The organism is Streptomyces sp. NPDC059895, from assembly GCF_042731035.1.
In the GTDB taxonomy this organism is placed as follows: domain Bacteria; phylum Actinomycetota; class Actinomycetes; order Streptomycetales; family Streptomycetaceae; genus Streptomyces.
In genome coordinates this window covers 187,686-210,656 of the sequence record NZ_JBHWKO010000005.1, presented here as the reverse complement: position 1 = coordinate 210,656, position 22,971 = coordinate 187,686, and the positions used below count along the sequence as shown (strand labels likewise).

17 protein-coding genes and 1 pseudogene are annotated in these 22,971 nt (G+C 71.6%); 9 read left to right on the top strand and 9 right to left on the bottom strand.

All coding sequences use genetic code 11. From position 1 onward, the window contains the following. Positions 1-16 precede the first annotated feature (16 nt). Together ACFV9M_RS08400 and ACFV9M_RS08395 are read left to right on the top strand one after the other, a co-directional pair. Complete coding sequence (locus ACFV9M_RS08400; RefSeq protein ID WP_385066938.1) at positions 17-1,072, top strand: LLM class F420-dependent oxidoreductase; 1,056 nt, start codon at positions 17-19, stop codon at positions 1,070-1,072. A gap of 219 nt (positions 1,073-1,291) precedes the next feature. Continuing rightward, positions 1,292-1,771 (top strand): annotated as a pseudogene (locus tag ACFV9M_RS08395) (ferritin-like domain-containing protein); the annotation flags it as partial. Between the two features lie 201 nt (positions 1,772-1,972). On the opposite strand, the gene corA reads toward ACFV9M_RS08395, so the two are convergent. Then, positions 1,973-2,968, bottom strand: coding sequence for a magnesium/cobalt transporter CorA (corA, locus tag ACFV9M_RS08390; RefSeq protein WP_385066941.1), 996 nt, complete (start codon positions 2,966-2,968; stop codon positions 1,973-1,975). A 62-nt stretch (positions 2,969-3,030) separates the two neighbouring features. On the opposite strand from corA, the gene ACFV9M_RS08385 reads away from it, so the two are divergent. The 4 genes from ACFV9M_RS08385 to mshC all read left to right on the top strand — a co-directional run bounded on the left by ACFV9M_RS08385 (position 3,031) and on the right by mshC (position 6,621). After that, positions 3,031-3,717, top strand: coding sequence for a histidine phosphatase family protein (locus ACFV9M_RS08385; protein ID WP_385066943.1), 687 nt, complete (start codon positions 3,031-3,033; stop codon positions 3,715-3,717). 87 nt (positions 3,718-3,804) lie between these two features. After that, on the top strand, positions 3,805-4,395 hold the full coding sequence (locus tag ACFV9M_RS08380) for a DUF3090 domain-containing protein (protein WP_385066945.1): 591 nt from the start codon (positions 3,805-3,807) through the stop codon (positions 4,393-4,395). Continuing rightward, positions 4,359-5,192 carry an SCO1664 family protein gene (locus ACFV9M_RS08375; protein ID WP_385066948.1) on the top strand — a complete coding sequence of 278 codons (834 nt, stop codon included), beginning with the start codon at positions 4,359-4,361 and terminating at the stop codon, positions 5,190-5,192. The genes ACFV9M_RS08380 and ACFV9M_RS08375 overlap by 37 nt, the downstream gene beginning before the upstream one ends. Positions 5,193-5,391: 199 nt before the next feature. Beyond that, a complete protein-coding gene (gene mshC, locus ACFV9M_RS08370) occupies positions 5,392-6,621 on the top strand; it encodes a cysteine--1-D-myo-inosityl 2-amino-2-deoxy-alpha-D-glucopyranoside ligase (protein WP_385066951.1) in 1,230 nt (409 codons plus the stop codon). A 136-nt stretch (positions 6,622-6,757) separates the two neighbouring features. On the opposite strand, the gene ACFV9M_RS08365 is transcribed toward mshC, so the two are convergent. The 6 genes from ACFV9M_RS08365 to ACFV9M_RS08340 form a co-directional block, all read right to left on the bottom strand. After that, complete coding sequence (locus ACFV9M_RS08365) at positions 6,758-7,693, bottom strand: PAC2 family protein (RefSeq protein ID WP_385066954.1); 936 nt, start codon at positions 7,691-7,693, stop codon at positions 6,758-6,760. A gap of 143 nt (positions 7,694-7,836) precedes the next feature. Beyond that, on the bottom strand, positions 7,837-8,508 hold the full coding sequence (locus ACFV9M_RS08360; protein WP_385066957.1) for a FadR/GntR family transcriptional regulator: 672 nt from the start codon (positions 8,506-8,508) through the stop codon (positions 7,837-7,839). Positions 8,509-8,761: 253 nt separating this feature from the next. Next, positions 8,762-10,378, bottom strand: a complete 1,617-nt coding sequence (locus tag ACFV9M_RS08355; RefSeq protein WP_385066960.1) for an FAD-dependent oxidoreductase — start codon at positions 10,376-10,378, stop codon at positions 8,762-8,764. 104 nt (positions 10,379-10,482) lie between these two features. Continuing rightward, positions 10,483-12,021, bottom strand: a complete 1,539-nt coding sequence (glpK, locus tag ACFV9M_RS08350) for a glycerol kinase GlpK (RefSeq protein ID WP_385066963.1) — start codon at positions 12,019-12,021, stop codon at positions 10,483-10,485. 89 nt (positions 12,022-12,110) lie between these two features. Further along, positions 12,111-12,905, bottom strand: a complete 795-nt coding sequence (locus ACFV9M_RS08345; RefSeq protein WP_385066966.1) for an MIP/aquaporin family protein — start codon at positions 12,903-12,905, stop codon at positions 12,111-12,113. Positions 12,906-13,561: 656 nt separating this feature from the next. After that, positions 13,562-14,326: an IclR family transcriptional regulator gene (locus ACFV9M_RS08340; protein ID WP_385066968.1), complete on the bottom strand. Its 765-nt coding sequence runs from the start codon at positions 14,324-14,326 to the stop codon at positions 13,562-13,564. 301 nt (positions 14,327-14,627) lie between these two features. Here ACFV9M_RS08340 and metH point away from each other — a divergent pair, with 301 nt between their 5' ends. The 3 genes from metH to ACFV9M_RS08325 all read left to right on the top strand — a co-directional run bounded on the left by metH (position 14,628) and on the right by ACFV9M_RS08325 (position 21,225). After that, positions 14,628-18,143: a methionine synthase gene (gene metH, locus ACFV9M_RS08335; protein WP_385066971.1), complete on the top strand. Its 3,516-nt coding sequence runs from the start codon at positions 14,628-14,630 to the stop codon at positions 18,141-18,143. 312 nt (positions 18,144-18,455) lie between these two features. Next, a complete protein-coding gene (locus ACFV9M_RS08330; protein WP_385066974.1) occupies positions 18,456-19,154 on the top strand; it encodes an HAD family hydrolase in 699 nt (232 codons plus the stop codon). Positions 19,155-19,620: 466 nt separating this feature from the next. Beyond that, positions 19,621-21,225 carry an ABC transporter substrate-binding protein gene (locus ACFV9M_RS08325; protein ID WP_385066977.1) on the top strand — a complete coding sequence of 535 codons (1,605 nt, stop codon included), beginning with the start codon at positions 19,621-19,623 and terminating at the stop codon, positions 21,223-21,225. A 68-nt stretch (positions 21,226-21,293) separates the two neighbouring features. Here ACFV9M_RS08325 and ACFV9M_RS08320 read toward each other — a convergent pair whose 3' ends face one another. Both ACFV9M_RS08320 and ACFV9M_RS08315 read right to left on the bottom strand, forming a co-directional pair. Continuing rightward, a complete protein-coding gene (locus tag ACFV9M_RS08320; protein WP_037670515.1) occupies positions 21,294-21,965 on the bottom strand; it encodes a response regulator transcription factor in 672 nt (223 codons plus the stop codon). 14 nt (positions 21,966-21,979) lie between these two features. Then, complete coding sequence (locus tag ACFV9M_RS08315; RefSeq protein ID WP_385066980.1) at positions 21,980-22,945, bottom strand: RecB family exonuclease; 966 nt, start codon at positions 22,943-22,945, stop codon at positions 21,980-21,982. Between the last annotated feature and the right edge of the window lie 26 nt (positions 22,946-22,971).

Below are 22,971 nucleotides of genomic sequence, written 5' to 3'. Positions count from 1 at the left end.
GTAAGGGGAATCGGCCATGCAGCTCGGGATCAACCTCGGCTACTGGGGTGCCGGAATGGACGCGGACAACCTGGCCGTGGCCCAGGAGGCCGACCGGCTCGGATACGCCGTGTGCTGGGCCGCCGAGGCCTACGGCTCCGACGCGGCCACCGTGCTCAGCTGGGTCGCCGCCCAGACCGAGCGGATCGACGTCGGCTCCGCCATCTTCCAGATCCCGGCCCGGCAGCCCGCGATGACCGCGATGACCGCCGCCACCCTCGACTCCCTCTCCGGCGGCCGTTTCCGCCTCGGCCTCGGCGTCTCCGGCCCGCAGGTCTCCGAGGGCTGGTACGGCGTGACGTTCGACAAGCCGCTGTCCCGCACCCGCGAGTACGTGGAGATCGTCCGCAAGGCGATGACCCGGGAGCGCCTGTCGTACGAGGGCGAGCACTGGACGCTTCCGCTGCCGGGCGGCCCGGGCAAGCCGATCAAGCTGACCGTGCACCCGCAGCGCGAGCACATCCCGCTGTACATCGCGGCCATCGGACCGAAGAACCTGGAGCAGACCGGCGAGATCGCCGACGGCGCCCTGCTGATCTTCCCGTCCGCCGACCACCTCGAGGACACCGCGGTCAAGCACCTGCGGGCCGGGCGCGAGAAGGCCGGGAAGACGCTGGAGGGCTTCGACATCTGCCCGACGCTGCCCCTCGCCGTCGGCTCCGACGACGACGTCGAGCGGCTCGCCGACACCTTCCGCCCCTACACCGCGCTGTACGTCGGCGGCATGGGCAGCCGCAAGCAGAACTTCTACAACCAGCTCGCCCGCCGCATGGGCTACGAGCAGGCCGCCGCCGAGATCCAGGACCTGTACCTGTCCGGCGACAAGGAGGCCGCCGCGGCCGCCGTCCCGCACGAGCTGATCGACCGGACTACGCTGCTGGGCTCGGTCGAGCGGATCGCCGACAGGATGAAGGCCTACGCGGCGGCCGGCGTCACCACCCTCACCCTCGCCCCCGCGGGCTTCACCCTCGACGAGCGCCTCGCCTCGCTGCGGGCCGGCGCCCAGGCGCTGGAACTCGCCGGCCTGGCGTAGGGGGGAGGGGGCCGTCACACGCCAGAACGGGCCCCGGAGAAATGTTCAGCGGCCGTGGTGGGGGCTCGGGGATCTTTCCCGCCACGGCCGTCGTGGGGAACAACGCGCCGCGACGCGCCCGGTCACGCCCGCGGTGGGCGACCGCGCGGGTCCTCCGTTCGGCGGAGTCGTCCGACACCCCCTGGTGCACCCCGCCCCGCGCCGCATTTGACTCGTTCCCTCAGGGCCGACCGGCCGCTGACCGTCCAGGACATCGTCACCTACCTCGCCCACAGCAGGGTCACCGAGCAGCGCGCCTCCGAGCAGATGGAGCTGCTGCGCAGACACTTCGCCGACCGCCCCGACATCGGCCGCGCGGTGAGGATGATCTCCGACGACGAGGACAACCACCTCGCCTACTGCCACGAGGAACTGCTGCGCTTCGCGCGCGCCGGACACGGCCGCGCCGTCCAGCGGACGCTGCGCGAGAGCGCCCTCGCCGAGATCCGCGTCCACCGCGACGCCAGCCTCGCCGTCATGGCCCACATGGGCCGCATCCTCAACTGGTCCCGGCCCAGGGCGGCCCTCCTCGCGGCCGGCATCCACGCCGTCTACGCCTGGGAGCGGTGCGCGGGCTGGCGGCGGATGGTGTCCCTGACGATGCCCGCACGCCGCGACGCCCTCGGCGGACCGGAGACCACCGCCCCCGGACTCGCCTGAGCCGGAACCTGCCCCAACGCGGGCCGGAACGGGCCCACGCGCGCGGGAGCCCGCTACGATCCGGCGCCGGCCGGAGCAAGGACCACTGAACCGGCCCCAGTCGAACCGGCCCAGTCGAACCGGCCCAGTCGAACCGGCGGCCCCAGTCGACTCCCCGCCGAACCCGGCCTCGCCGAACCGGCCCCCGCGCGCGGGAGCCCGCTACATCCACCCCCTGTGCTTGAACAGCCGGTACAGCAGCACCTCCAGGGCCGCCATGACCGCGATCACCGCCGGATACGACCACTCCCAGCCCAGCTCCGGCATGTGCGCGAAGTTCATCCCGTAGATCCCCGCGATCATGGTCGGGACCGCGGCCATGGCCGCCCACGCCGAGATCTTCCGCATGTCGTCGTTCTGCCGGACGCTCATCTGTGCCAGGTGCGCCGACAGGATGTCCGACACCAGCCGGTCCAGGCCCTCCACGGACTCGTTCACGCGCGCGAGGTGGTCGCCGACGTCCCGGAAGAACGGCCGCGCCTTGTCGTTGACGAAGGGCAGCGCCGAGCCGACCGACCCGGTGTCCGCGAGCCGGGTCAGGGGCGGTGCCAGCGGGCCGGTCGCCCGGCGGAACTCCAGGACCTGCCGCTTGAAGGTGTAGATCCGGGACGCGGTGTGCCGCGAGCCGCCGCCGTCCGGGGAGAACACCTCCGCCTCCAGCTCCTCCAGATCGGTCTGGAGCTCGGTCGCCACGTCCAGGTAGTGGTCGACGGTCGCGTCGGCGATCGCGTACAGGACGGAGGTGGGGCCCTTCGCGAGCAGCTCGGGCTCCTTCTCCAGCCGCTGCCGCACGACCGCCAGCGGAGAGCCCTGGCCGTGCCGGACGGTCACCACGAAGGAGTCGCCGAGGAAGACCATGATCTCCCCGGAGGAGACGGTGTCGCTCCGCGGCTCGTACACCACCGGCTTCAGCACCAGGAACAGCGAGTCGTCGTACACCTCCAGCTTGGGCCGCTGGTGGGCCTTGAGGGCGTCCTCCACGGCCAGCGGGTGCAGTGAGAACTCGCGCGTGACGTGGTCGAACTCCTTCTCGGTGGGCTCGTGCAGCCCGATCCAGACGAAGCCGCCCCCGGCACGCGCCTCGTCGAGCGCGTCGGAGAAGTCATGCGGGCCCTCGGCGCGGTGCCCGTCCCGGTAGATGGCGCAGTCGACGATCACGGAGTGCGTTCCCCTTTCGGCCGTTCCTCGGTGCCCCCGGGTGTACGCCTACCCTGGGCGGCATGCCCACGCTGATCCTCGTCCGGCACGGACGGTCCACCGCCAACACCTCCGCAGTGCTCGCCGGCCGGACACCCGGCGTCGCCCTCGACGAGCGGGGCGCCGCCCAGGCCGCCGCGCTGCCCGGGCGGCTGGCGGAGCTGCCGATCGCCGAGGTCGTCACGAGCCCCCTGCAACGCTGCCGGGAGACCCTCCGGCCCCTGCTGGAGGCCCGCCCCGGACTGCCCGTGCACACCGACGAACGCATCGGCGAGTGCGACTACGGCGACTGGTCGGGGCGCAAGCTCGCCGAGCTGAAGGACGAGCCGCTGATGGAGGTCGTCCAGACGCACCCCTCCGCGGCCGCCTTCCCCGGCGGGGAGTCCATGCGGGCCATGCAGACCCGCGCCGCCGAGGCGGTGCGCGAGTGGAACGCGCGCGTGGAGCGCGACCACGGCGCCGACGCCGTCTACCTCATGTGCTCGCACGGCGACATCATCAAGTCGCTCGTGGCGGACGCGCTCGGGCTGCATCTCGACCTCTTCCAGCGGATCTCCGTCGAACCGTGTTCCATCACCGCGATCCGTTACACCCGCCTGCGCCCCTTTCTGGTGCGCCTCGGGGACACCGGTGACTTCGCCTCGCTCGTCCCGCGCCAGGAGCCCCCGGAGCAGGAGGCGACGGTCGGGGGCGGTGCGGGCGCACCGTGATCGTCGCCCGCAGTAGGGTGAAGCGGTCCGCATACGCACGTTCACGCATGGACGTTCACGTACCCACGATTCCCAGGGAGACAGGACGTGTCCCGTCAGGTGTTCCTCTACGACCCCCCGGACCGCTTCGTGGCCGGTACGGTCGGACTGCCCGGGCGCCGTACCTTCTTCCTCCAGGCCACCGCCGGCTCCCGAGTGACCAGCGTGGCCCTGGAGAAGACCCAGGTCGCCGCGCTCGCCGAGCGCATGGACGAACTGCTGGACGAGGTCGTACGCCGTAGCGGCGGGAGCGCCGCCGTGCCCGCGATGGCGCCCGCCGAGATCACCGACACCGGCCCCCTCGACACACCGATCGAGGAGGAGTTCCGGGTCGGCACCATGGCCCTCGCCTGGGACGGCGAGGAACAGCGCATGATCGTCGAGGCGCAGGCCCTCGTGGAGCTCGACGCCGACTCCGAGGAGGACCTCGCCGAGGCCGAGGAGCGGTTGCTCCAGGACGAGGAGAACGGGCCCCCGATGCTGCGGGTCCGGCTCACCGGCGCCCAGGCGAGAGCCTTCGCCAAGAGAGCCCTCGACGTCGTCAACGCCGGCCGGCCGCCGTGCCCGCTGTGCAGCCTGCCGCTCGACCCGGAAGGACACGTATGTCCGCGCCAGAACGGATACCGCCGCGGGGCGTGACGACCGCCGACCCCGCGGACGCGGAACTGCTCGCCCACGGCGGGCTGACCGTGCGCGGACGCATCCGTGACGCCTCCAACGCCGCCCTGTACTGCACGGTCGCCCACGACGGCCGGGAGGCCGCCTGCGTCTACAAGCCGGTCGCCGGGGAGCGGCCCCTGTGGGACTTCCCCGACGGCACGCTCGCCCGGCGGGAGGTCGCCGCGTACGCCGTGTCCGAGGCGACCGGCTGGGGGCTCGTACCGCCCACCGTGCTGCGCGACGGGCCGTACGGCGAGGGCATGTGCCAGCTGTGGATCGAGGCGTCCCCCGAGGACGGGCTGCTCGCCCTCGTCGACGAGGAGGAGCCCGGGCCCGGCTGGAAGGCGATCGGGTTCGCCGAGGTCGGCGAGGACCGGACCGCGCTGCTGGTGCACGCCGACGACGAGCGGCTGCGGCGCCTGGCCGTCCTGGACGCGGTCCTCAACAACGCCGACCGCAAGGGCGGCCATCTGCTCACCACCGCCGAGGGGCGGCTGTACGGCATCGACCACGGCGTCACCTTCCACGCCGACGACAAGCTGCGCACCCTCCTGTGGGGCTGGGCGGGGGAGCCCCTCACCGAGGAGGCCGTCGAGGTGCTCGGCGGCCTCGCCGGCGCCCTGGAGCCGGGCGGGGCCCTGGCGACCGGCCTGTCCGCACTCCTCACCCCCGCCGAGGTCGGCGCCACGCGCGCGCGGGTCGCCGCACTGCTGGAGTCCGGCCGGCACCCGGAGCCCGGCGGCGAGTGGCCGGCGATCCCCTGGCCGCCCGTCTGAGGCGTGTCCCGCGGCCCCGGGGTGATCCGCACCACGTGCCCCAGGACCGCCCAGCGCATCGCCCGCGCACCCGCGAGAGCGCCTTCCCGGGCGCCCCAGGGCCTCCTGCACATCGCCCGCCCACGCGCAAGAGGGCGTTCCCGGCCAACCGGACCGCTCCGGTTCGTACCCGGAACTTCCGGCCGGTTACGCTCATGACATGCATGCCTGGCCCGCTTCCGAGGTCCCCGCCCTGCCTGGTCAGGGCCGCGACCTGAGGATCCACGACACCGCGACCGGCGGCCCGGTCACCCTCGACCCCGGTCCCGTCGCCCGTATATACGTCTGCGGCATCACGCCGTACGACGCGACCCACATGGGTCACGCGGCGACCTACAACGCGTTCGACCTCGTTCAGCGCGTGTGGCTGGACACCAAGCGGCAGGTGCACTACGTCCAGAACGTCACCGACGTCGACGACCCGCTCCTCGAACGGGCCCAGCGGGACGGCCTCGACTGGGTCGCCCTCGCCGAGCGGGAGACGGCCCTCTTCCGCGAGGACATGACCGCCCTGCGGATGCTCCCGCCACGGCACTACATAGGCGCCGTCGAGGCCATACCCGGCATCGTGCCGCTCGTGGAACGCCTGCGCGACGCCGGCGCCGCCTACGAACTCGACGGCGACGTCTACTTCTCCGTGGAGGCCGACCCGAACTTCGGCACGGTCTCCCGCCTCGACGCCGCCGCGATGCGGCTGCTCTCCGCCGAGCGGGGCGGCGACCCCGACCGGCCCGGCAAGAAGAACCCGCTCGACCCGATGCTCTGGACGGCGGCCCGTGAGGGCGAGCCCAGCTGGGACGGCGGCTCGCTCGGCCGCGGGCGCCCCGGCTGGCACATCGAGTGCGTCGCCATCGCCCTGGACCACCTCGGCATGGGCTTCGACGTGCAGGGCGGCGGCTCCGACCTCGCCTTCCCGCACCACGAGATGGGCGCCTCCCACGCCCAGGTCCTCACCGGCGAGTTCCCCATGGCCAAGGCGTACGTCCACGCCGGCATGGTCGCCCTGGACGGCGAGAAGATGTCCAAGTCCAAGGGCAACCTCGTCTTCGTCTCCCGGCTGCGGCGAGAGGGGGTCGACCCCGCGGCGATCCGGCTCACCCTCCTCGCCCACCACTACCGCAGCGACTGGGAGTGGACCGACCAGGTGCTCCAGGACGCCGTGGACCGGCTCGGACGCTGGCGCGCGGCCGTCTCCCGGCCCGACGGCCCGCCCGCCGACGCCCTGGTGGAGGAGATCCGCGACGCCCTCGCCGACGACCTCGACGCCCCGGCCGCGCTGGCCGCCGTCGACCGCTGGGCCGCGCTCCAGCAGGAACGGGGCGGCACGGACACCGCGGCCCCCGGTGTGGTCTCCCGCGCGGTGGACGCACTGCTGGGCGTGGCGCTCTAGCGCGTCGGACCGCGTCCCGGGACGGGTACCCCCGTCCCGGGAGGCAGCGGCCGCAAGGAAAAGGGGCGGTGCGCCGTCAAGCGCACCGCCCCTGTCCAGTCCTCCGCCAGTCTTCCGCCGGTCCTCCGCCAGTCCTCTAGTCCTCCGACGATTCGTCGTCGTCGGAGGACTCCCCGCTCGGCTTCGGCGGCTTCGGCGGCCGGGTCCGCTCGCCCGGGGCGGGCGGACCGCCGCCGTCCCGGCGCCGCAGATACCGCTCGAACTCCCGGGCGATCGCCTCACCCGACGCCTCCGGCAGCTCCGCGGTGTCCCGCGCCTCCTCCAGCGTCTGGACGTACTCGGCGACCTCGCTGTCCTCGGCGGCCAGCTGGTCCACGCCCACCTGCCACGCGCGCGCGTCCTCGGGCAGCTCGCCCAGCGGGATGCGCACGTCGATCAGGTCCTCCAGACGGTTGAGGAGCGCCAGCGTCGCCTTGGGGTTGGGCGGCTGCGAGACGTAGTGCGGTACGGCCGCCCAGAGGCTGACCGCTGGCACCCCCGCGTGCGTGCACGCCTCCTGCAGGACACCGACGATGCCCGTGGGGCCCTCGTACTTGGTCTCCTCCAGGTCCATCCGGCGGGCCAGGTCCGCGTCGGACGTGGTCCCGCTGATCGGCACCGGACGCGTGTGCGGGGTGTCGCCGAGCAGGGCGCCCAGGATGACCACCAGCTCCACGCCCAGTTCGTGGGCGAAGCCGAGCAGCTCGTTGCAGAACGAGCGCCAGCGCATGGACGGTTCGATGCCGCGGACCAACACCAGGTCGCGCGGTTTCTCGCCGCCGACCCGTACCACCGACAACCTTGTCGTCGGCCACGTGATCTTGCGGACGCCGGCCTCCATGAACACCGTGGGGCGGTTCACCTGGAAGTCGTAGTAGTCCTCGGCGTCCAGCGCCGCGAAGACCTCGCCCTTCCACTCCCGCTCCAGATGCGCGACCGCGGTGGAGGCGGCGTCGCCGGCATCGTTCCAGCCCTCGAACGCGGCCACCATGACCGGGTCGATCAGCTCGGGAACCCCCTCGAGCTCGATCACCCAGTGCCTCCTTCCGACGTGCCCTCGCTTGACCACCCAACCTTACGGCGTCCCGCGGGGGCGCCCGCAGCCCCCTTGCACGGGGGAGTGAACGGATCACTGCCCCGCTTCCCACCCCCGGACACCCCCCCTGCCGAAGCCGCTCACAGGCTCGACCTCAGCCACTGCTCCACACTCGCGATGTGCACCGTCGCCCACGACCGCGCCGCCTCCGCGTCCCGGTCGCGCAGCGCCGCGAGGATCGCCCGGTGCTCGTGCAGGGTGCGGGCGACCGCGTCCTCCTGGGTCAGCCCGCGCCAGATCCGGGCCCGGGTGGTGGGCCCCGACAGGCCGTCGAGCAGGGAACACAGCACCGAGTTGCCCGCGCCGTACACGATGCCCCGGTGGAACTCCAGGTCGCAGGCGACGAGTTCCTCCACCGACGGCCGGGCGCCGAGCCGGTCCAACTGCGCGCCCAGAGCGTCGAGTTCCTCCTCGCCGATGCGCAGCGCCGCCATCGCCGTCGCGGCCGGCTCCAGGATGCGGCGCACGGCCAGGAACTCCAGGACCGTGTCGTCGCGGTGGAAGTCGACGACGAAGCTCAGCGCCTCCAGCAGCAGTTGCGGGTCGAGGCTGGTCACGTACGTGCCGTCGCCCTGCCGCACGTCCAGGATCCGGATCAGCGACAGCGCCCGCACCGCCTCCCGCAGGGAGTTGCGGGACAGGCCCAGTTCGGCGGCGAGCTCACTCTCCCTGGGCAGCCGGTCCCCGGGACGCAGCGCACCGGAGACGATCATGCCTTTGATCTTCTCGATCGCCTCGTCGGTGACTGCCATGACCGGCCTCCCTGTCGTTCATCGCCCAGACATCGGATGTCTAGGCGTCATTATGGGGGCTGAGCACGCAAGTGCCTCCGGTTCTGCGATCACCGTCCCGCTCGTGAGCCGGCCCGTTCGTGGAGCCCAGCCGCTCGTGGATGCGAGCGAGCCGCTCGTGGAGCCGAGCCGCTCGTGGAGCCGGCCCCGGTGCGGGGAGGGCGGTCCTCGGTGCCGGCCCCGGTCGGGAGGAGCGGGCCGGCACCGAAGCCGTTCACTTCTCGTCGAGCAGACCCTGGACCCTGGCGCGGACGTCGTCCGTGGCCAGGCCGCGGATCGTCAGCGTCGTCCGGCGGCGCAGCACGTCGTCCGCGGTCTCGGCCCACTCGTGGTCCCGGGCGTACACGACCTGCGCCCAGATCTCGGGGGCGTCGGGGTGGACGCGCTCGCCCAGCTCCGGGTTCTCGTTGGCCAGGCGGGCTATGTCGAAGGCCAGCGAGCCGTAGTGCGTGGCCAGGTGCCGGGCGGTGTCGGCGGCCATGCGCGGGCCGGGCGCGGGGTGGTCCACCAGCAGGCGGTGCGCGACCGCGCGCGGGTTGGCGACCCCCGGCAGCGGCAGCTTCTTCGGCAGGGAGGAGATCGGTTCGAAGTCCTCACCGAGCGGATGCCCCGGCAGCGCCTCCAGCTTCTGCATGACCGTCCGGCCGATGTGCCGGAACGTCGTCCACTTGCCGCCCGCGACCGACAGCATCCCGCCCCTGCCCTCGGTCACCACGGTCTCGCGCTTGGCCTTCGCCGTGTCGCCGGGGCCGCCCGGCAGCACCCGCAGACCCGCGAAGGCGTACGTGATCAGGTCGCGGTCGAGCTGCTGGTCACGGATGGAGAACGCGGCCTCGTCGAGGATCTGCGCCGTGTCCTTGTCGGTGACCGCGACGTCCGCCGGGTCGCCCTCGAACTCCTCGTCCGTGGTGCCCAGCAGCAGCATGTCCTCCCAGGGCAGGGCGAACGTGATGCGGTACTTGTCGATCGGGGTCGCGAGCGCGGCCTTCCAGGGCGAGGTGCGCTTCAGGACGAGGTGCGCGCCCTTCGACAGGCGGATCGACGGGGCCGCGTTCGGGTCCTCCATCCTGCGCAGGTGGTCCACCCACGGGCCGGTCGCGTTGAGCACGAGCCGGGCACCGACGCCGAACTCGTCGCCGGAGAGCCGGTCGCGCAGCTCGGCACCGGTGACCCGGCCCCGGGTGAAGCGCAGTCCGGTGACCTCGGCGTGGTTCAGGACGACCGCGCCCGCCTCGACGGCCGCGCGGACCGTCATCAGCGCCATGCGGGCGTCGTTCATCTGGTCGTCGCCGTAGACGGCCACGGCCTTGAGGTTCTCGGTGCGCAGCTCCGGCACGTCCTGCTGCGCCCTGGCGGGGGAGAGCAGGTGCCCCACGCCGTCACCGAAGGCCGACAGCGCGGAGTAGGCGAAGACGCCCGCCCCGAGTTTCGCCGCGCCGTGCGGCCCGCCCTTGTACACGGGGAGGTAGAACGTGAGCGGGTTGGCCAGGTGGGGGGCCACCTGGCGGGAGACCGCACGGCGCTCGAAGTGGTTCTCCGCCACCAGCTTCACCGCGCCGGTCTGCAGGTAGCGCAGACCGCCGTGGAGCAGCTTGGAGGAGGCGGAGGAGGTGGCGCCGGCGAAGTCGCCGGCGTCGACCAGCGCCACCCTGAGGCCGGACTGCGCGGCGTGCCAGGCGGTGGAGATGCCCAGGATGCCGCCGCCGATCACGAGGAGGTCGTACGACGCCTTGGCGAGCTGCTCCCGGGTCTCGGCTCGGCTCGGGTTCGAGCCGGAGGCCGGGTGCGTCCCCAGGGCAGGCACGGACTGCAGGGTGGACTGACTGGTCATATCGGGTTCTTACTCCTCATCAGAGCTCTCGTCGGAGCCGGCCGGGGAACCGGTTGCCGGCCGTGAGGCCGGGTGCGGGCCGCGGACCTTGGAGCCGGCGGCGGTCAGCTCTCGTCGTCGAGCCAGCCCATGGTCCGCTCGACGGCCTTGAGCCAGTTCTTGTACTCACGGTCGCGGGTCTCCGCGTCCATGCGGGGGGTCCACTCGGCGGCCCGGCGCCAGTTGGCGCGCAGGTCGTCGGTGCTGGTCCAGAAGCCGACGGCGAGACCGGCGGCGTAGGCGGCGCCGAGACAGGTGGTCTCGGCGACCATCGGACGCACCACGGGTGCGTCCAGGAAGTCCGAGAGGGTCTGCATCAACAGGTTGTTGGAGGTCATGCCGCCGTCGACCTTGAGGGCCGCGAGCTCGACGCCGGAGTCCTTCGTCATGGCGTCGGTGATCTCCCGGGTCTGCCAGGCCGTCGCCTCCAGGACGGCGCGCGCGAGGTGCGCCTTGGTGACGTACCGGGTGAGGCCGGCGATCACACCACGGGCGTCGGAGCGCCAGTAGGGGGCGAACAGGCCGGAGAAGGCCGGCACGAAGTAGGCGCCGCCGTTGTCCTCGACGGAGAGCGCGAGCGTCTCGATCTCGGCGGCGGTGGAGATCAGGCCCATCTGGTCGCGCATCCACTGCACCAGCGAACCGGTGACCGCGATGGAGCCCTCGAGGGCGTAGACCGGCTTCTCGTCGCCGATGCGGTAGCCGACGGTGGTGAGCAGGCCGTTGTAGGAGTTGACCGGCTTGCCCCCGGTGTTCATCAGCAGGAAGGTGCCGGTGCCGTACGTCGACTTGGCCTCGCCCTCGGCGAAGCAGGTCTGGCCGAACAGGGCGGCCTGCTGGTCGCCGAGCGCGGACGCGACGGGGACGCCGCCCAGGAGGTCACCGAGCCTGCCGCCCTTGACCTCGCCGTACACCTCGGCGGAGGAGCGGATCTCCGGCAGCATCGCGAGCGGCACGCCGATGGACTCGGCTATCTTGGCGTCCCACTCCAGGGTGTGCAGGTTCATCAGCATGGTGCGGGAGGCGTTGGTGACGTCGGTGACGTGCCGGCCGCCGTCGACGCCGCCGGTCAGGTTCCAGATGACCCAGCTGTCCATGGTGCCGAAGAGGATGTCGCCCGCCTCGGCGCGCTCGCGCAGGCCCTCGACGTTGTCCAGCAGCCAGCGGGCCTTCGGGCCGGCGAAGTAGGAGGCGAGGGGGAGGCCGGTCTCGCGGCGGAAACGGTCCTGGCCGACGTTGCGGCCGAGTTCCCTGCACAGGGCGTCGGTGCGGGTGTCCTGCCAGACGATGGCGTGGTGGACGGGCTCACCGGTGTGGCGGTCCCACAGCAGAGTGGTCTCGCGCTGGTTGGTGATGCCGATGGCCTTGATGTCGTCGCGGGTGATGCCCGCCTTGGCGATGGCCCCGGCGACGACCTCCTGGACGTTGGTCCAGATCTCGTTGGCGTCGTGCTCCACCCAGCCCGGCTTGGGGAAGATCTGCTCGTGCTCCTTCTGGTCGACGGAGACGATCCGGCCGTCGCGGTCGAAGACGATGCAGCGGGAGGAGGTGGTGCCCTGGTCGATGGCGGCGATGAACGGGCCGGCGGTGTGGGCGTCGGTCACAGTGTGCTCCTGAAGGTTCCGTGGGTGAGGGGCGGTACGTACGGCGTGTGCCCGCCGTGCGGCGGCAGCCGGATGTCCTACCGGGTGTCCTAGGCGAACGCGAGGTTGTAGATTCCCGCGGCGATCGCCCCGCCGGCCAGCGGGCCGACGACCGGGATCCAGGCGTAGCCCCAGTCGGAGCCGCCCTTGTGCGGCAGGGGGAGCAGGGCGTGCACGATGCGCGGACCGAGGTCACGGGCCGGGTTGATCGCGTAGCCGGTCGGGCCGCCCAGGGACAGACCGATGGACACCACCACGAGCGCGGTGATCAGGGCACCCAGGGGACCGAGGCCGTTGCCGTCGTCGTTGAGGCCCTGGGTGAGGACGGCGAGCACCAGCACCACGGTGCCGATGATCTCCGTGGCGAGGTTCTGCACCGCGTTGCGGATCTCGGGGCCGGTGGAGAACACGCCGAGCACGGGGCCCGCGCCCTTCTCCTGGGCCTCGACGGCTTTGGCCGCCGTGGTCTGCGCGCCCGGACCGCCGACGATCTCCCGGTCGGTGAGGTGCGCGTGGAACTGGCCGTAGTAGGCGACCCACACCAGGGCCGCGCCGATCATGGCGCCGAGGAGCTGACCGGCCCAGTAGACCGGGACGTCGCTCCAGTCGCCGTCCTTGATCGCGATGCCGAGCGTGACCGCGGGGTTCAGGTGGGCGCCGGAGAGCGGTGCCGAGGTGTAGACCGCGGTGAGGACGGCGAAACCCCACCCGAAGGCGATGGCCAGCCAGCCGGCGTTGCGGGCCTTGGAGGCCTTCAGGGTCACGGCGGCGCAGACGCCACCGCCGAGCAGGATGAGTATGGCGGTACCGATGGTCTCGCCGATGAAGATGTCGGAGCTGGACACCCGCGACTCCTTTGTCCTTCGTCCAGGGAAGCCGAACCCCGGGTCCCTCCGGGGTTTCCGGTGCCCTCGAGATGAGAGCGATGCCGGCCCTTGGCGTTGTCACACTCTAGCGCGTATTGCCGGTAGCTGTTCGACAATGCCGACCGATGGACGGGAGTCTTGTCCTGGCGCGACAGCGCGTCAAGAGTTCTGTTATCCAAAACGGGATCGTTATTGATCGGAATTGGTTATCTGTCGGGGGTCGGTGCACGGCCGGTCGACCGGCGGACCTCGGCCGGTCGACCCTCGGTCCTCGGCCGGTCCTCGGCCGGTCGACCCTCGGTCCTCGGCCGGTCCACGGCCGGTCGACCGTCGGTCCTGGGCCGGTCCTCGGCCGGTGTCCGGGGCCGGTGTCCGGGGCCGGGCGGGATGCGCCGCGATCCCTCGTGCCCGCCGCCGCGCCCGCGCCTGGGCTCGCTGTCCCGCCCTCCCGGGCATGACGAAAGCCGGGACGACCTCCGTCGTCCCGGTCCGCTCATCCGCGTGAACCGGCGGCCGCCGGGCCGCCCTACGGTGCAGGCCGCCCTACGGTGCCGGTCCGCCCTACGGTGCCGGTCCGCCCTACGGTGCCGGTCCACCCCGCGGCGCTGATCCGCCCCGCGGCGCCGGCCCGCCGCTCAGAACCGTGCCGCGCCCAGATCCCGCGACACCGCGCGGGCGCAGTCGCGCACCGCCGCGACCAGCTCGGGCCGCAGCTCGCCCTCCCGGCACACCCGCTCCACCGCGCCGGTGATGCCCACCGCGCCCACCGGCATCCGCCGCCGGTCGTGGATCGGCGCGGCGATGGAGGCGACCCCTTCCCAGGTCTCCTCCACGTCCGCCGCGTAGCCCCGCGCGCGCGTGACGTCGAGGAGCTGCTCGAAGTCCTCCAGCTCGCACACCGTGCGCTCGGTGAACGGCTTGCGGTCGGCCTCCAGTGCCTCGCTGTGCGCGACCGGGTCGTAGGCGGACAGCACCTTGCCCAGGGCCGTGGAGTGCAGCGGCTGCATGGCCCCGATCTCCAGGACCTGCCGGCTGTCGTCGGGCCGGAAGACGTGGTGCACGACCAGCACGCCCTGCTGGTGCAGCACCCCCAGATGGACGCTCTCGCCGCTGGAGCGGGCCAGGTCGTCCGTCCACACCAGCGCGCGCGCCCGCAGCTCGTGCACGTCGAGGTAGGTGGTGCCCAGGCGCAGCAGCTCCGCGCCCAGCTGGTAGCGCCCGGAGGCCTCGTCCTGCTCGACGAACCCCTCCTGCTGGAGGGTGCGCAGGATGCCGTGGGCGGTGCCCTTGGCCAGGCCCAGAGCCGAGGCGATGTCCGACAGACCGAGCCGTCGCTCGCCGCCCGCGAGCAGCCGCAGCATCGCGGCCGCCCGTTCGAGCGACTGGATGTTCCGTGCCATCGCCGTCCTGCCTCCGTCCCCATCGCCTGTCCACGAGCGGCATGCGCCACCGTCGTTCGGCAATGTCGAACACTACCGGTCCAAGCCGACCTCCCGCCAACGGTCGGTCGATACCTCTTCACGCCACGTGCGTCCCACGGCGGCCCGGACCGCCGTCCCGGTCCGTCCCGTGGACGCCCCGAACCATAAGCCCACGGTCCCGGATACCCTGGCGGCGTGCGCCGTCCTCGGGAAGCCTTGCCGCGCGCATTTTCCGAGGTGACGCAAAGCCGACAGCCGTCGCATCCAAGGGAGCCCCTCCATGGCCTCAGTGCCGCCGACCCTTTCCGCCGACAGCCGGGCCCGTGTGTCCGCGCTCCGCGAGGCCCTCGCCACCCGGGTGGTGGTGGCCGACGGAGCCATGGGCACCATGCTCCAGGCCCAGGAGCCCACCCTCGAGGACTTCGAGAACCTCGAGGGCTGCAACGAGATCCTCAACGTCACCCGGCCGGACATCGTCCGCTCCGTCCACGAGGCGTACTACGACGCCGGCGTGGACTGCGTCGAGACCAACACCTTCGGCGCCAACTTCGCGGCCATGGCCGAGTACGACATCCCCGAGCGGGTGTACGAGCTGTCCGAGGCCGGCGCCCGCATCGCCCGCGAGACCGCCGACGCCTTCGCCGGCCGCGACGGCCGCACCCGCTGGGTGCTGGGCTCGATCGGCCCGGGCACCAAGCTGCCCACCCTCGGCCACGTCGCCTACCGCACCCTGCGCGACGCCTACCAGCAGAACGCCGAGGGACTCATCGCCGGCGGCGCCGACGCGCTCATCGTCGAGACCACCCAGGACCTGCTCCAGACGAAGGCCGCCGTGCTCGGCGCCCACCGCGCCCGCGAGATCGCCGGCCTGGACGTGCCGCTGATCGTCTCCGTCACCGTCGAGACGACCGGCACCATGCTGCTCGGCTCCGAGATCGGCGCCGCCCTGACGGCCCTGGAGCCGCTCGGCATCGACATGATCGGCATGAACTGCGCCACCGGCCCCGCCGAGATGAGCGAGCACCTGCGCTACCTGGCCCGCAACGCCCGCATCCCGCTCGCCTGCATGCCCAACGCGGGCCTGCCGGTCCTCGGCAAGGACGGCGCCAGCTACCCGCTGAGCGCCCCGGAGCTGGCCGACGCCCAGGAGAACTTCGTCCGCGACTACGGCCTGTCCCTGGTCGGCGGCTGCTGCGGCACCACCCCCGAGCACCTGCGCCAGGTCGTCGAGCGCGTCCGCGGCCTCGCCCCCGTCGAGCGCAGCCCGCGCCCCGAAGCGGGCGCCGCCTCCCTCTACCAGACCGTCCCCTTCCGCCAGGACACCTCCTACCTGGCCATCGGCGAGCGCACCAACGCCAACGGCTCCAAGAAGTTCCGCGAGGCCATGCTGGAGGCCCGCTGGGACGACTGCGTGGAGATGGCCCGCGAGCAGATCCGCGAGGGCGCGCACATGCTCGACCTCTGCGTCGACTACGTCGGCCGCGACGGCGTCACCGACATGGAGGAACTCGCCGGCCGCCTCGCCACCGCCTCCACCCTGCCGATCGTGCTGGACTCCACCGAGGTCGACGTCATCGAGGCGGGCCTGGAGAAGCTCGGCGGCCGCGCCGTCATCAACTCCGTCAACTACGAGGACGGCGACGGGCCCGACTCGCGGTTCGCCAAGGTCACCCGGCTGGCCCGGGAGCACGGCGCCGCGCTGATCGCCCTCACCATCGACGAGGAGGGCCAGGCCCGCACCCCCGAGAAGAAGGTCGAGATCGCCGAACGGCTCATCGACGACCTCACCGGGAACTGGGGCATCCGCGAGGAGGACATCCTCATCGACACCCTGACCTTCACCATCTGCACCGGTCAGGAGGAGTCCCGCAAGGACGGCGTCGCCACCATCGAGGCGATCCGCGAGCTCAAGCGCCGCCATCCCGACGTCCAGACCACCCTCGGTCTGTCGAACATCTCCTTCGGCCTCAACCCGGCCGCCCGCATCCTGCTCAACTCCGTCTTCCTCGACGAATGCGTCAAGGCGGGCCTGGACTCGGCGATCGTCCACGCGTCGAAGATCCTGCCCATCGCCCGCTTCAGCGAGGAGGAGGTCCAGACCGCCCTGGACCTGATCCATGACCGCCGCGCCGAGGGCTACGACCCCCTCCAGAAGCTCATGCAGCTCTTCGAGGGCGCCACCGCCAAGTCCCTGAAGGCCGGCAAGGCCGAGGAACTCGCCGCCCTGCCGCTGGAGGAGCGCCTCAAGCGCCGCATCATCGACGGCGAGCGCAACGGCCTGGAGGCCGACCTCGACGAGGCCCTGCTGAGCCGCCCGGCACTCGACATCGTCAACGAGACCCTCCTGGACGGCATGAAGGTCGTCGGCGAGCTCTTCGGCTCCGGCCAGATGCAGTTGCCGTTCGTCCTGCAGTCCGCCGAGGTCATGAAGGCCGCGGTCGCCCACCTCGAACCGCACATGGAGAAGTCCGACACCGAGGGCAAGGGCACCATCGTCCTGGCCACCGTCCGCGGCGACGTCCACGACATCGGCAAGAACCTCGTCGACATCATCCTGTCCAACAACGGCTACAACGTCGTCAACCTCGGCATCAAGCAACCGGTCGCCGCGATCCTCGAAGCCGCCGAGGAGCACCGCGCCGACGTCATCGGCATGTCCGGGCTCCTGGTCAAGTCCACGGTGATCATGAAGGAGAACCTGGAGGAGCTCAACCAGCGCGGCATGGCCACCGACTACCCGGTCATCCTCGGCGGCGCCGCCCTGACCCGCGCCTACGTCGAACAGGACCTCCACGAGGTCTACGAGGGCGAGGTCCGCTACGCCCGCGACGCCTTCGAGGGCCTGCGCCTGATGGACGCCCTCATCGGCGTCAAGCGCGGCGTGCCCGGCGCCAAGCTGCCGGAACTGAAGCAGCGCCGGGTCCGCCCGAGCGCCGCGGTCGAGGTGGAGGAGCGCCCGGAGGAGGGCCACGTCCGCTCCGACGTCGCCACCGACAACCCCGTCCCCGAGCCTCCGTTCTGGGGCACCCGCGTCATCAAGGGCATCCAGCTCAAGGAGTACGCCTCCTGGCTCGACGAGGGCGCCCTCTTCAAGGGCCAGTGGGGCCTGAAGCAGGCCCGCACCGGCGACGGACCGACGTACGAGGAACTCGCCGAGACCGAGGGCCGGCCGCGCCTGCGCGGCCTGCTGGACCGGCTCCAGACCGACAACCTCCTCGAGGCCGCCGTCGTCTACGGCTACTTCCCCTGCGTGTCCAAGGACGACGACCTGATCCTCCTGGACGAGCACGGCAACGAGCGCACCCGCTTCACCTTCCCCCGCCAGCGCCGCGGCCGCCGCCTGTGCCTCGCCGACTTCTTCCGCCCGCAGGAGTCCGGCGAGACCGACGTCGTCGGCCTCCAGGTCGTCACCGTCGGCTCCCGCATCGGCGAGGAGACCGCCAAGCTCTTCGAGTCGAACTCCTACCGCGACTACCTCGAACTGCACGGACTGTCCGTGCAGCTGGCCGAGGCCCTCGCCGAGTACTGGCACGCGCGCGTGCGTTCCGAACTGGGCTTCGCCGGCGAGGACCCCGCCGACATCCAGGACATGTTCGCCCTGAAGTACCGGGGCGCCCGCTTCTCCCTCGGCTACGGCGCCTGCCCCGACCTGGAGGACCGCGCCAAGATCGCCGAGCTGCTCCGGCCGGAGCGGATCGGGGTCCGGCTGTCGGAGGAGTTCCAGCTCCACCCCGAGCAGTCCACCGACGCCATCGTCATCCACCACCCCGAGGCGAAGTACTTCAACGCACGGTGACCCCGCCGGGCATCCCACGGTGACCCCGCCGGGCATCTCACAATGGCGCCCGCCGGGTCTCCCACACGGTGCCTCCCGGGGGGTCTCCCACACGGTGCCTCCCGCCGGGTCTCCCACACGGTGCCTCCCGCCGGGTCTCCCACACGGTGCCTCCCGCCGGGTCTCCCACACGGTGATCCCCGCGGGGCATCACACACGGTGAAGCCCGCCCCACCCAGCACACCGGACCGGCACGTCGTACACTTGTCGGTCCACTGCAGGCCGGTTCCCCCCGCGGGAACCGGCCTGCTCGTCCCTCAAGGAGGTACGCGGATGACCAGCACGGTTCCCGCCCCAGGAACCCGTACGGCCGAAGGCTCCGCCCTCCAGGCCGTGCTCCTCGACATGGACGGCACCCTGGTGGACACCGAGGGGTTCTGGTGGGACGTCGAGGCCGAGGTCTTCGCGGGGCTCGGACACGCCCTGGACGACTCCTGGCGCCACGTCGTGGTCGGCGGCCCCATGGCCCGCAGCGCGGGATTCCTGATCGAGGCGACCGGCGCCGACATCACGCTCGACGACCTCACCGTCCTGCTCAACAAGGGGTTCGAGGAGCGCATCGGACGCGCCCTGCCGCTGATGCCGGGGGCCGCCCGGCTGCTGGCCGAACTGTCCGAGCACGAGGTCCCCACGGCCCTCGTCTCCGCCTCGCACCGGCGCATCATCGACCGCGTCCTCACCTCACTGGGCGCTCAGCACTTCGCCCTCACCGTGGCCGGCGACGAGGTCGCGCGCACCAAGCCGCACCCCGACCCCTATCTGTTCGCCGCCGCCGGGCTCGGCGTGGACCCGGCCCGGTGCGCCGTGATCGAGGACACCGCCACCGGCGTGGCCGCGGCCGAGGCGGCGGGCTGCCACGTCGTCGCCGTGCCCTCCGTCGCCCCCATCGCCCCGGCCGCCCGCCGTACCGTCGTGACCTCGCTGGAAGAGATCGACCTGACATTCCTGCGCGATCTGATGCCGCTCCGATGATCGAACCGGCGATCATCGGTGATCCCGCGATGACGCAAATGCGATAGCCGTTCACCCAGCGTGCATCACTGATAGCAGTGGAAATTCGGCGCGTGTGCGCGGTGAATTCGGATCATCACCGACAGCCGAATTCCACACCTCCCGCACCTCGTCGAACGTGTGACGTTCCCCACGCCGAACGGGGTCGACAGGACGCCCTCGCCGTGCTGTTCACCCTCGTTCGGGCGGAGTGGGCGTGCCCTTGTGTCCCGATTGATGGAACGCTGCACGAATCATTCCCCAGGCGGCTTTCCCGTGCGTCCACACCCGGTTCCGCTGCGTGATGGGCATTCAACTCCGGTGGCCGCGAACCGTCCTGCGAGCGCGGACTAATCTCATCGCGAGAACATCGCCCCCACCCCGTGATCCGCTGCCACACCCCTGCATGCCGGATACACGGACTTGACAGTTCTGGAGAAAATCGAGCATGAACCGCAAGACTTTGGTGCTGCCGGCCGTGGTCGGTCTGCTCGCGCCCGTGCTCGCCGCGTGCGGCGGGACCGACAGCGGGAGCGGCGGCGACGCCATCGTCGTGGGCACCACCGACCGGTTCAGCGCCACCAAGGACGCCCCGGCGCCGCTCGACCCGGCGTACTCCTACGACGTCGGTACCTGGAACATCCTGCGCCAGACCGTGCAGACCCTGATGATCCAGCCCAAGGGCGACGGCGACCCCGTCCCGGAGGCCGCCGAGAGCTGCGGCTTCACCGACAGCGGCAACGAGCGCTACGCCTGCACGCTGCGCAGCGGCCTGAAGTTCTCCAACGGAGACGCCATCACCGCCGAGGACGTGAAGTTCTCCATCGACCGCGCCCGCGCCATCAAGGCGGACTCCGGCGTGTTCGCCCTGCTGTCCACCATCGACACGGTCGAGACCCAGGGCGACGACAAGGTCATCTTCCACCTCAAGACCGCCGACGCCACCTTCCCCTTCAAGCTCTCCACCCCGGTCGCCGGCATCGTCAACCCCGACGACTACGACAAGGGCAAGCTGCGCGAGGGCTTCTCCGTCGACGGCTCGGGCCCCTACACCCTCTCGGCGGAGACCGACGGCGACGAGATGACCCGCGCCGTCTTCACCAAGAACCCCAACTACAAGGGGACCTTGGACGTGAAGAACGACAAGGTCGAGATCCTGTCCTTCGAGGACGCCGACGCCATGGGCACCGCCCTCGACGACGGCGACATCGACGTGATGACCCGCACCATGTCGCCGGAGCAGATCGACACCCTCTCCGACGCCGCCGCGGACAACGACGAGGACCTCGTCGAAGTGGCCGGCCTGGAGATCCGCTACCTCGCCTTCAACACCTCCGCCCCCGTGGTGAAGAGCAAGGCCGTCCGCCAGGCCATGGCCCAGCTCATCGACCGCAGCGAACTCGTCTCCGAGGTCTACGGCACCCAGGCCGAACCGCTGTACTCCCTGGTCCCGGCCAGCGTCACCGGCCACTCCAACTCCTTCTTCAACACCTACGGCGACCCGAGCACCGCCAAGGCCAAGGATCTGCTGGAGGAAGCCGACGTCAGCACCCCGGTGAAGCTGACGCTGAACTACACGACCGACCACTACGGCACGGCCACCAAGGAGGAGTTCGAGCAGCTCCAGAAGCAGCTCAACGACAGCGGCCTCTTCGACGTCTCCATCGAGGGCGCCGCCTGGGACACCTTCATCCCCGCCGAGCGCAAGGGCGAGTACGCGGTCTACGGCATGGGCTGGTTCCCCGACTTTCCCGACGCCGACAACTTCCTCGCGCCGTTCCTCGACAAGGACAACTTCCTCAAGTCCCCGTACACCAACAGCGAGATCACCGACACCCTGATCCCCGAGTCCCGCCGCGAGGCCGACCGCCTCACCGCGGCCGCCAACCTGACGGCGATTCAGGACATCGTGGCCGAGGACGTCCCGATCATCCCCCTGTGGCAGGGCAAGCAGTACGTCGCCTCCCGTGACGACATCACCGGCACCGCGTACGTCCTCAACTCCTCCGCCACCCTCCAGCTGTGGGAGCTCGCCCGCGGCGTCAGCGGCTGATCCCGGCACGCACACACGAAGGGCGCCCCTCCTCCCGGAGAGGCGCCCTTCGCCGTACCCGCGGGCCTCTACTGCGCGCCCGGGCGCACCAGCCCGCTCTCGTACGCGTACACCGCGGCCTGCACCCGGTCACGCAGCCCCAGCTTGGTCAGCACATGCCCCACATGCGTCTTCACCGTGGTCTCGCTGACGAACAGGTCGGCGGCGATCTCGGCGTTCGACAACCCCCGCGCCACCAGCTTCAGCACCTCGACCTCACGGTCGGTCAGCGTGTGCAGCGTGTCCGGCACCGGCTCGTCACCGGACGGCAGATGCGTGGCGTACTTGTCCAGCAGCCGGCGCGTGATGCTCGGCGCCAGCAACGCCTCACCGGCGGCCACCACCCGGATCGCCTGCACCAGCTCGTTCGCCGGGGCGTCCTTCAGCAGGAAACCGCTGGCGCCCGCACGCAGCGCCTCCACCACGTACTCGTCGAGGTCGAACGTCGTCAGCACCAGCACCTTCGCCGGACCGTCCCGCCCCGGCCCGGTGATCTGCCGCGTCGCCTCGACCCCGTCCATCCGGGGCATGCGGATGTCCATCAGAACCACGTCGGGCTGCAGGGCCCGCACCTGGTCGAGGGCCTGGAGGCCGTCGCCGGCCTCGCCGACCACCGCGATGTCCTGCTCGGCCTCCAGAATCATCCGGAAGCCGGTACGCAGCAGCGGCTGGTCGTCGACCAGTAGGACGCGGATGGCCACGAGAGTCTCCTTCGCTAGTCCGGCCCCATTCTGCCCTGCGTGACACCGCCTGACTCGGGCGCCCTCACCGGCAGCGGATACGGCGGGGGAGTGCCCCCGAACTCCGGACAGCGCTCCCGGTGATCGCACCAGCCGCACAGCTTCGTCGGCCGTGGCCGCCACTCACCCGTCTCCGTCGCCAGCCGGATCGCCTCCCACAACGCGAGCAGCTTGTGCTCCACCCGCTCCAGGTCGGCACGGACCGGGTCGTACGTCAGCACGTCCCCGCTGCCCAGGTACACCAGTTGCAGCCGGCGCGGGATCACCTTCTTCAGCCGCCAGACCACCAGGGCGTAGAACTTCATCTGGAACAGCGCGCCCTCGGCGTACTCCGGCCGCGGCGCCTTGCCCGTCTTGTAGTCGACGATCCGGACCTCCCCGGTGGGCGCCACATCCACCCGGTCGATGATCCCGCGCAGCGTCAGCCCCGACTCCAGCTCCGCCTCGACGAAGAGCTCCCGCTCGGCGGGCTCCAGCCGCGTCGGATCCTCCAGCGTGAACCAGCGCTCGACCAGCCGCTCGGCCTCCGCGAGCCAGCCGGCCAGCCGCTCGCCCTGAGGATCGTCGGCGAACAGCTCCACCACCTCCGGCCGGGACTCGCGCAGCCGGTCCCACTGCCCCGGAACGAGGGCCTTGGCACGCGGCGCGGTCCGCTCGGCCGCCGGGGAATCGAACAAACGCTCTAGGACCGCGTGCACCAGCGTCCCCCGCGTCGCCGCAGGACTCGGCTTCTCCGGCAACCGGTCGATCACCCGGAACCGGTACAGCAGCGGGCACTGCATGAAGTCCCCCGCCCGCGACGGCGAGAGCGAGGCGGGCGGTATGGCGACATACGGCTTCCGGCCGTCGTCCGCCACCGCCCGAGCCCCCTCCACCCGCGGTGGGGCCTGCACGACACCGCCGTCGCCCGCCTCGGCGACACCCTCGCTGCTGCTCTCCATGCCCACAGACCTTACGGCCCGCCACC

What these genes read in the sequence shown, in the direction of transcription:
- ACFV9M_RS08400 (WP_385066938.1), top strand. Translation starts at nt 17, where the DNA reads ATGCAGCTCGGGATCAACCTCGGCTACTGGGGTGCCGGAATGGACGCG.
- ACFV9M_RS08385 (WP_385066943.1), top strand. Translation starts at nt 3,031, where the DNA reads ATGCCCACGCTGATCCTCGTCCGGCACGGACGGTCCACCGCCAACACC.
- ACFV9M_RS08375 (WP_385066948.1), top strand. Translation starts at nt 4,359, where the DNA reads ATGTCCGCGCCAGAACGGATACCGCCGCGGGGCGTGACGACCGCCGAC.
- mshC (WP_385066951.1), top strand. Translation starts at nt 5,392, where the DNA reads ATGCATGCCTGGCCCGCTTCCGAGGTCCCCGCCCTGCCTGGTCAGGGC.
- ACFV9M_RS08360 (WP_385066957.1), bottom strand. Translation starts at nt 8,508, where the DNA reads ATGGCAGTCACCGACGAGGCGATCGAGAAGATCAAAGGCATGATCGTC.
- ACFV9M_RS08355 (WP_385066960.1), bottom strand. Translation starts at nt 10,378, where the DNA reads ATGACCAGTCAGTCCACCCTGCAGTCCGTGCCTGCCCTGGGGACGCAC.
- ACFV9M_RS08340 (WP_385066968.1), bottom strand. Translation starts at nt 14,326, where the DNA reads ATGGCACGGAACATCCAGTCGCTCGAACGGGCGGCCGCGATGCTGCGG.
- metH (WP_385066971.1), top strand. Translation starts at nt 14,628, where the DNA reads ATGGCCTCAGTGCCGCCGACCCTTTCCGCCGACAGCCGGGCCCGTGTG.
- ACFV9M_RS08330 (WP_385066974.1), top strand. Translation starts at nt 18,456, where the DNA reads ATGACCAGCACGGTTCCCGCCCCAGGAACCCGTACGGCCGAAGGCTCC.
- ACFV9M_RS08325 (WP_385066977.1), top strand. Translation starts at nt 19,621, where the DNA reads ATGAACCGCAAGACTTTGGTGCTGCCGGCCGTGGTCGGTCTGCTCGCG.
- ACFV9M_RS08315 (WP_385066980.1), bottom strand. Translation starts at nt 22,945, where the DNA reads ATGGAGAGCAGCAGCGAGGGTGTCGCCGAGGCGGGCGACGGCGGTGTC.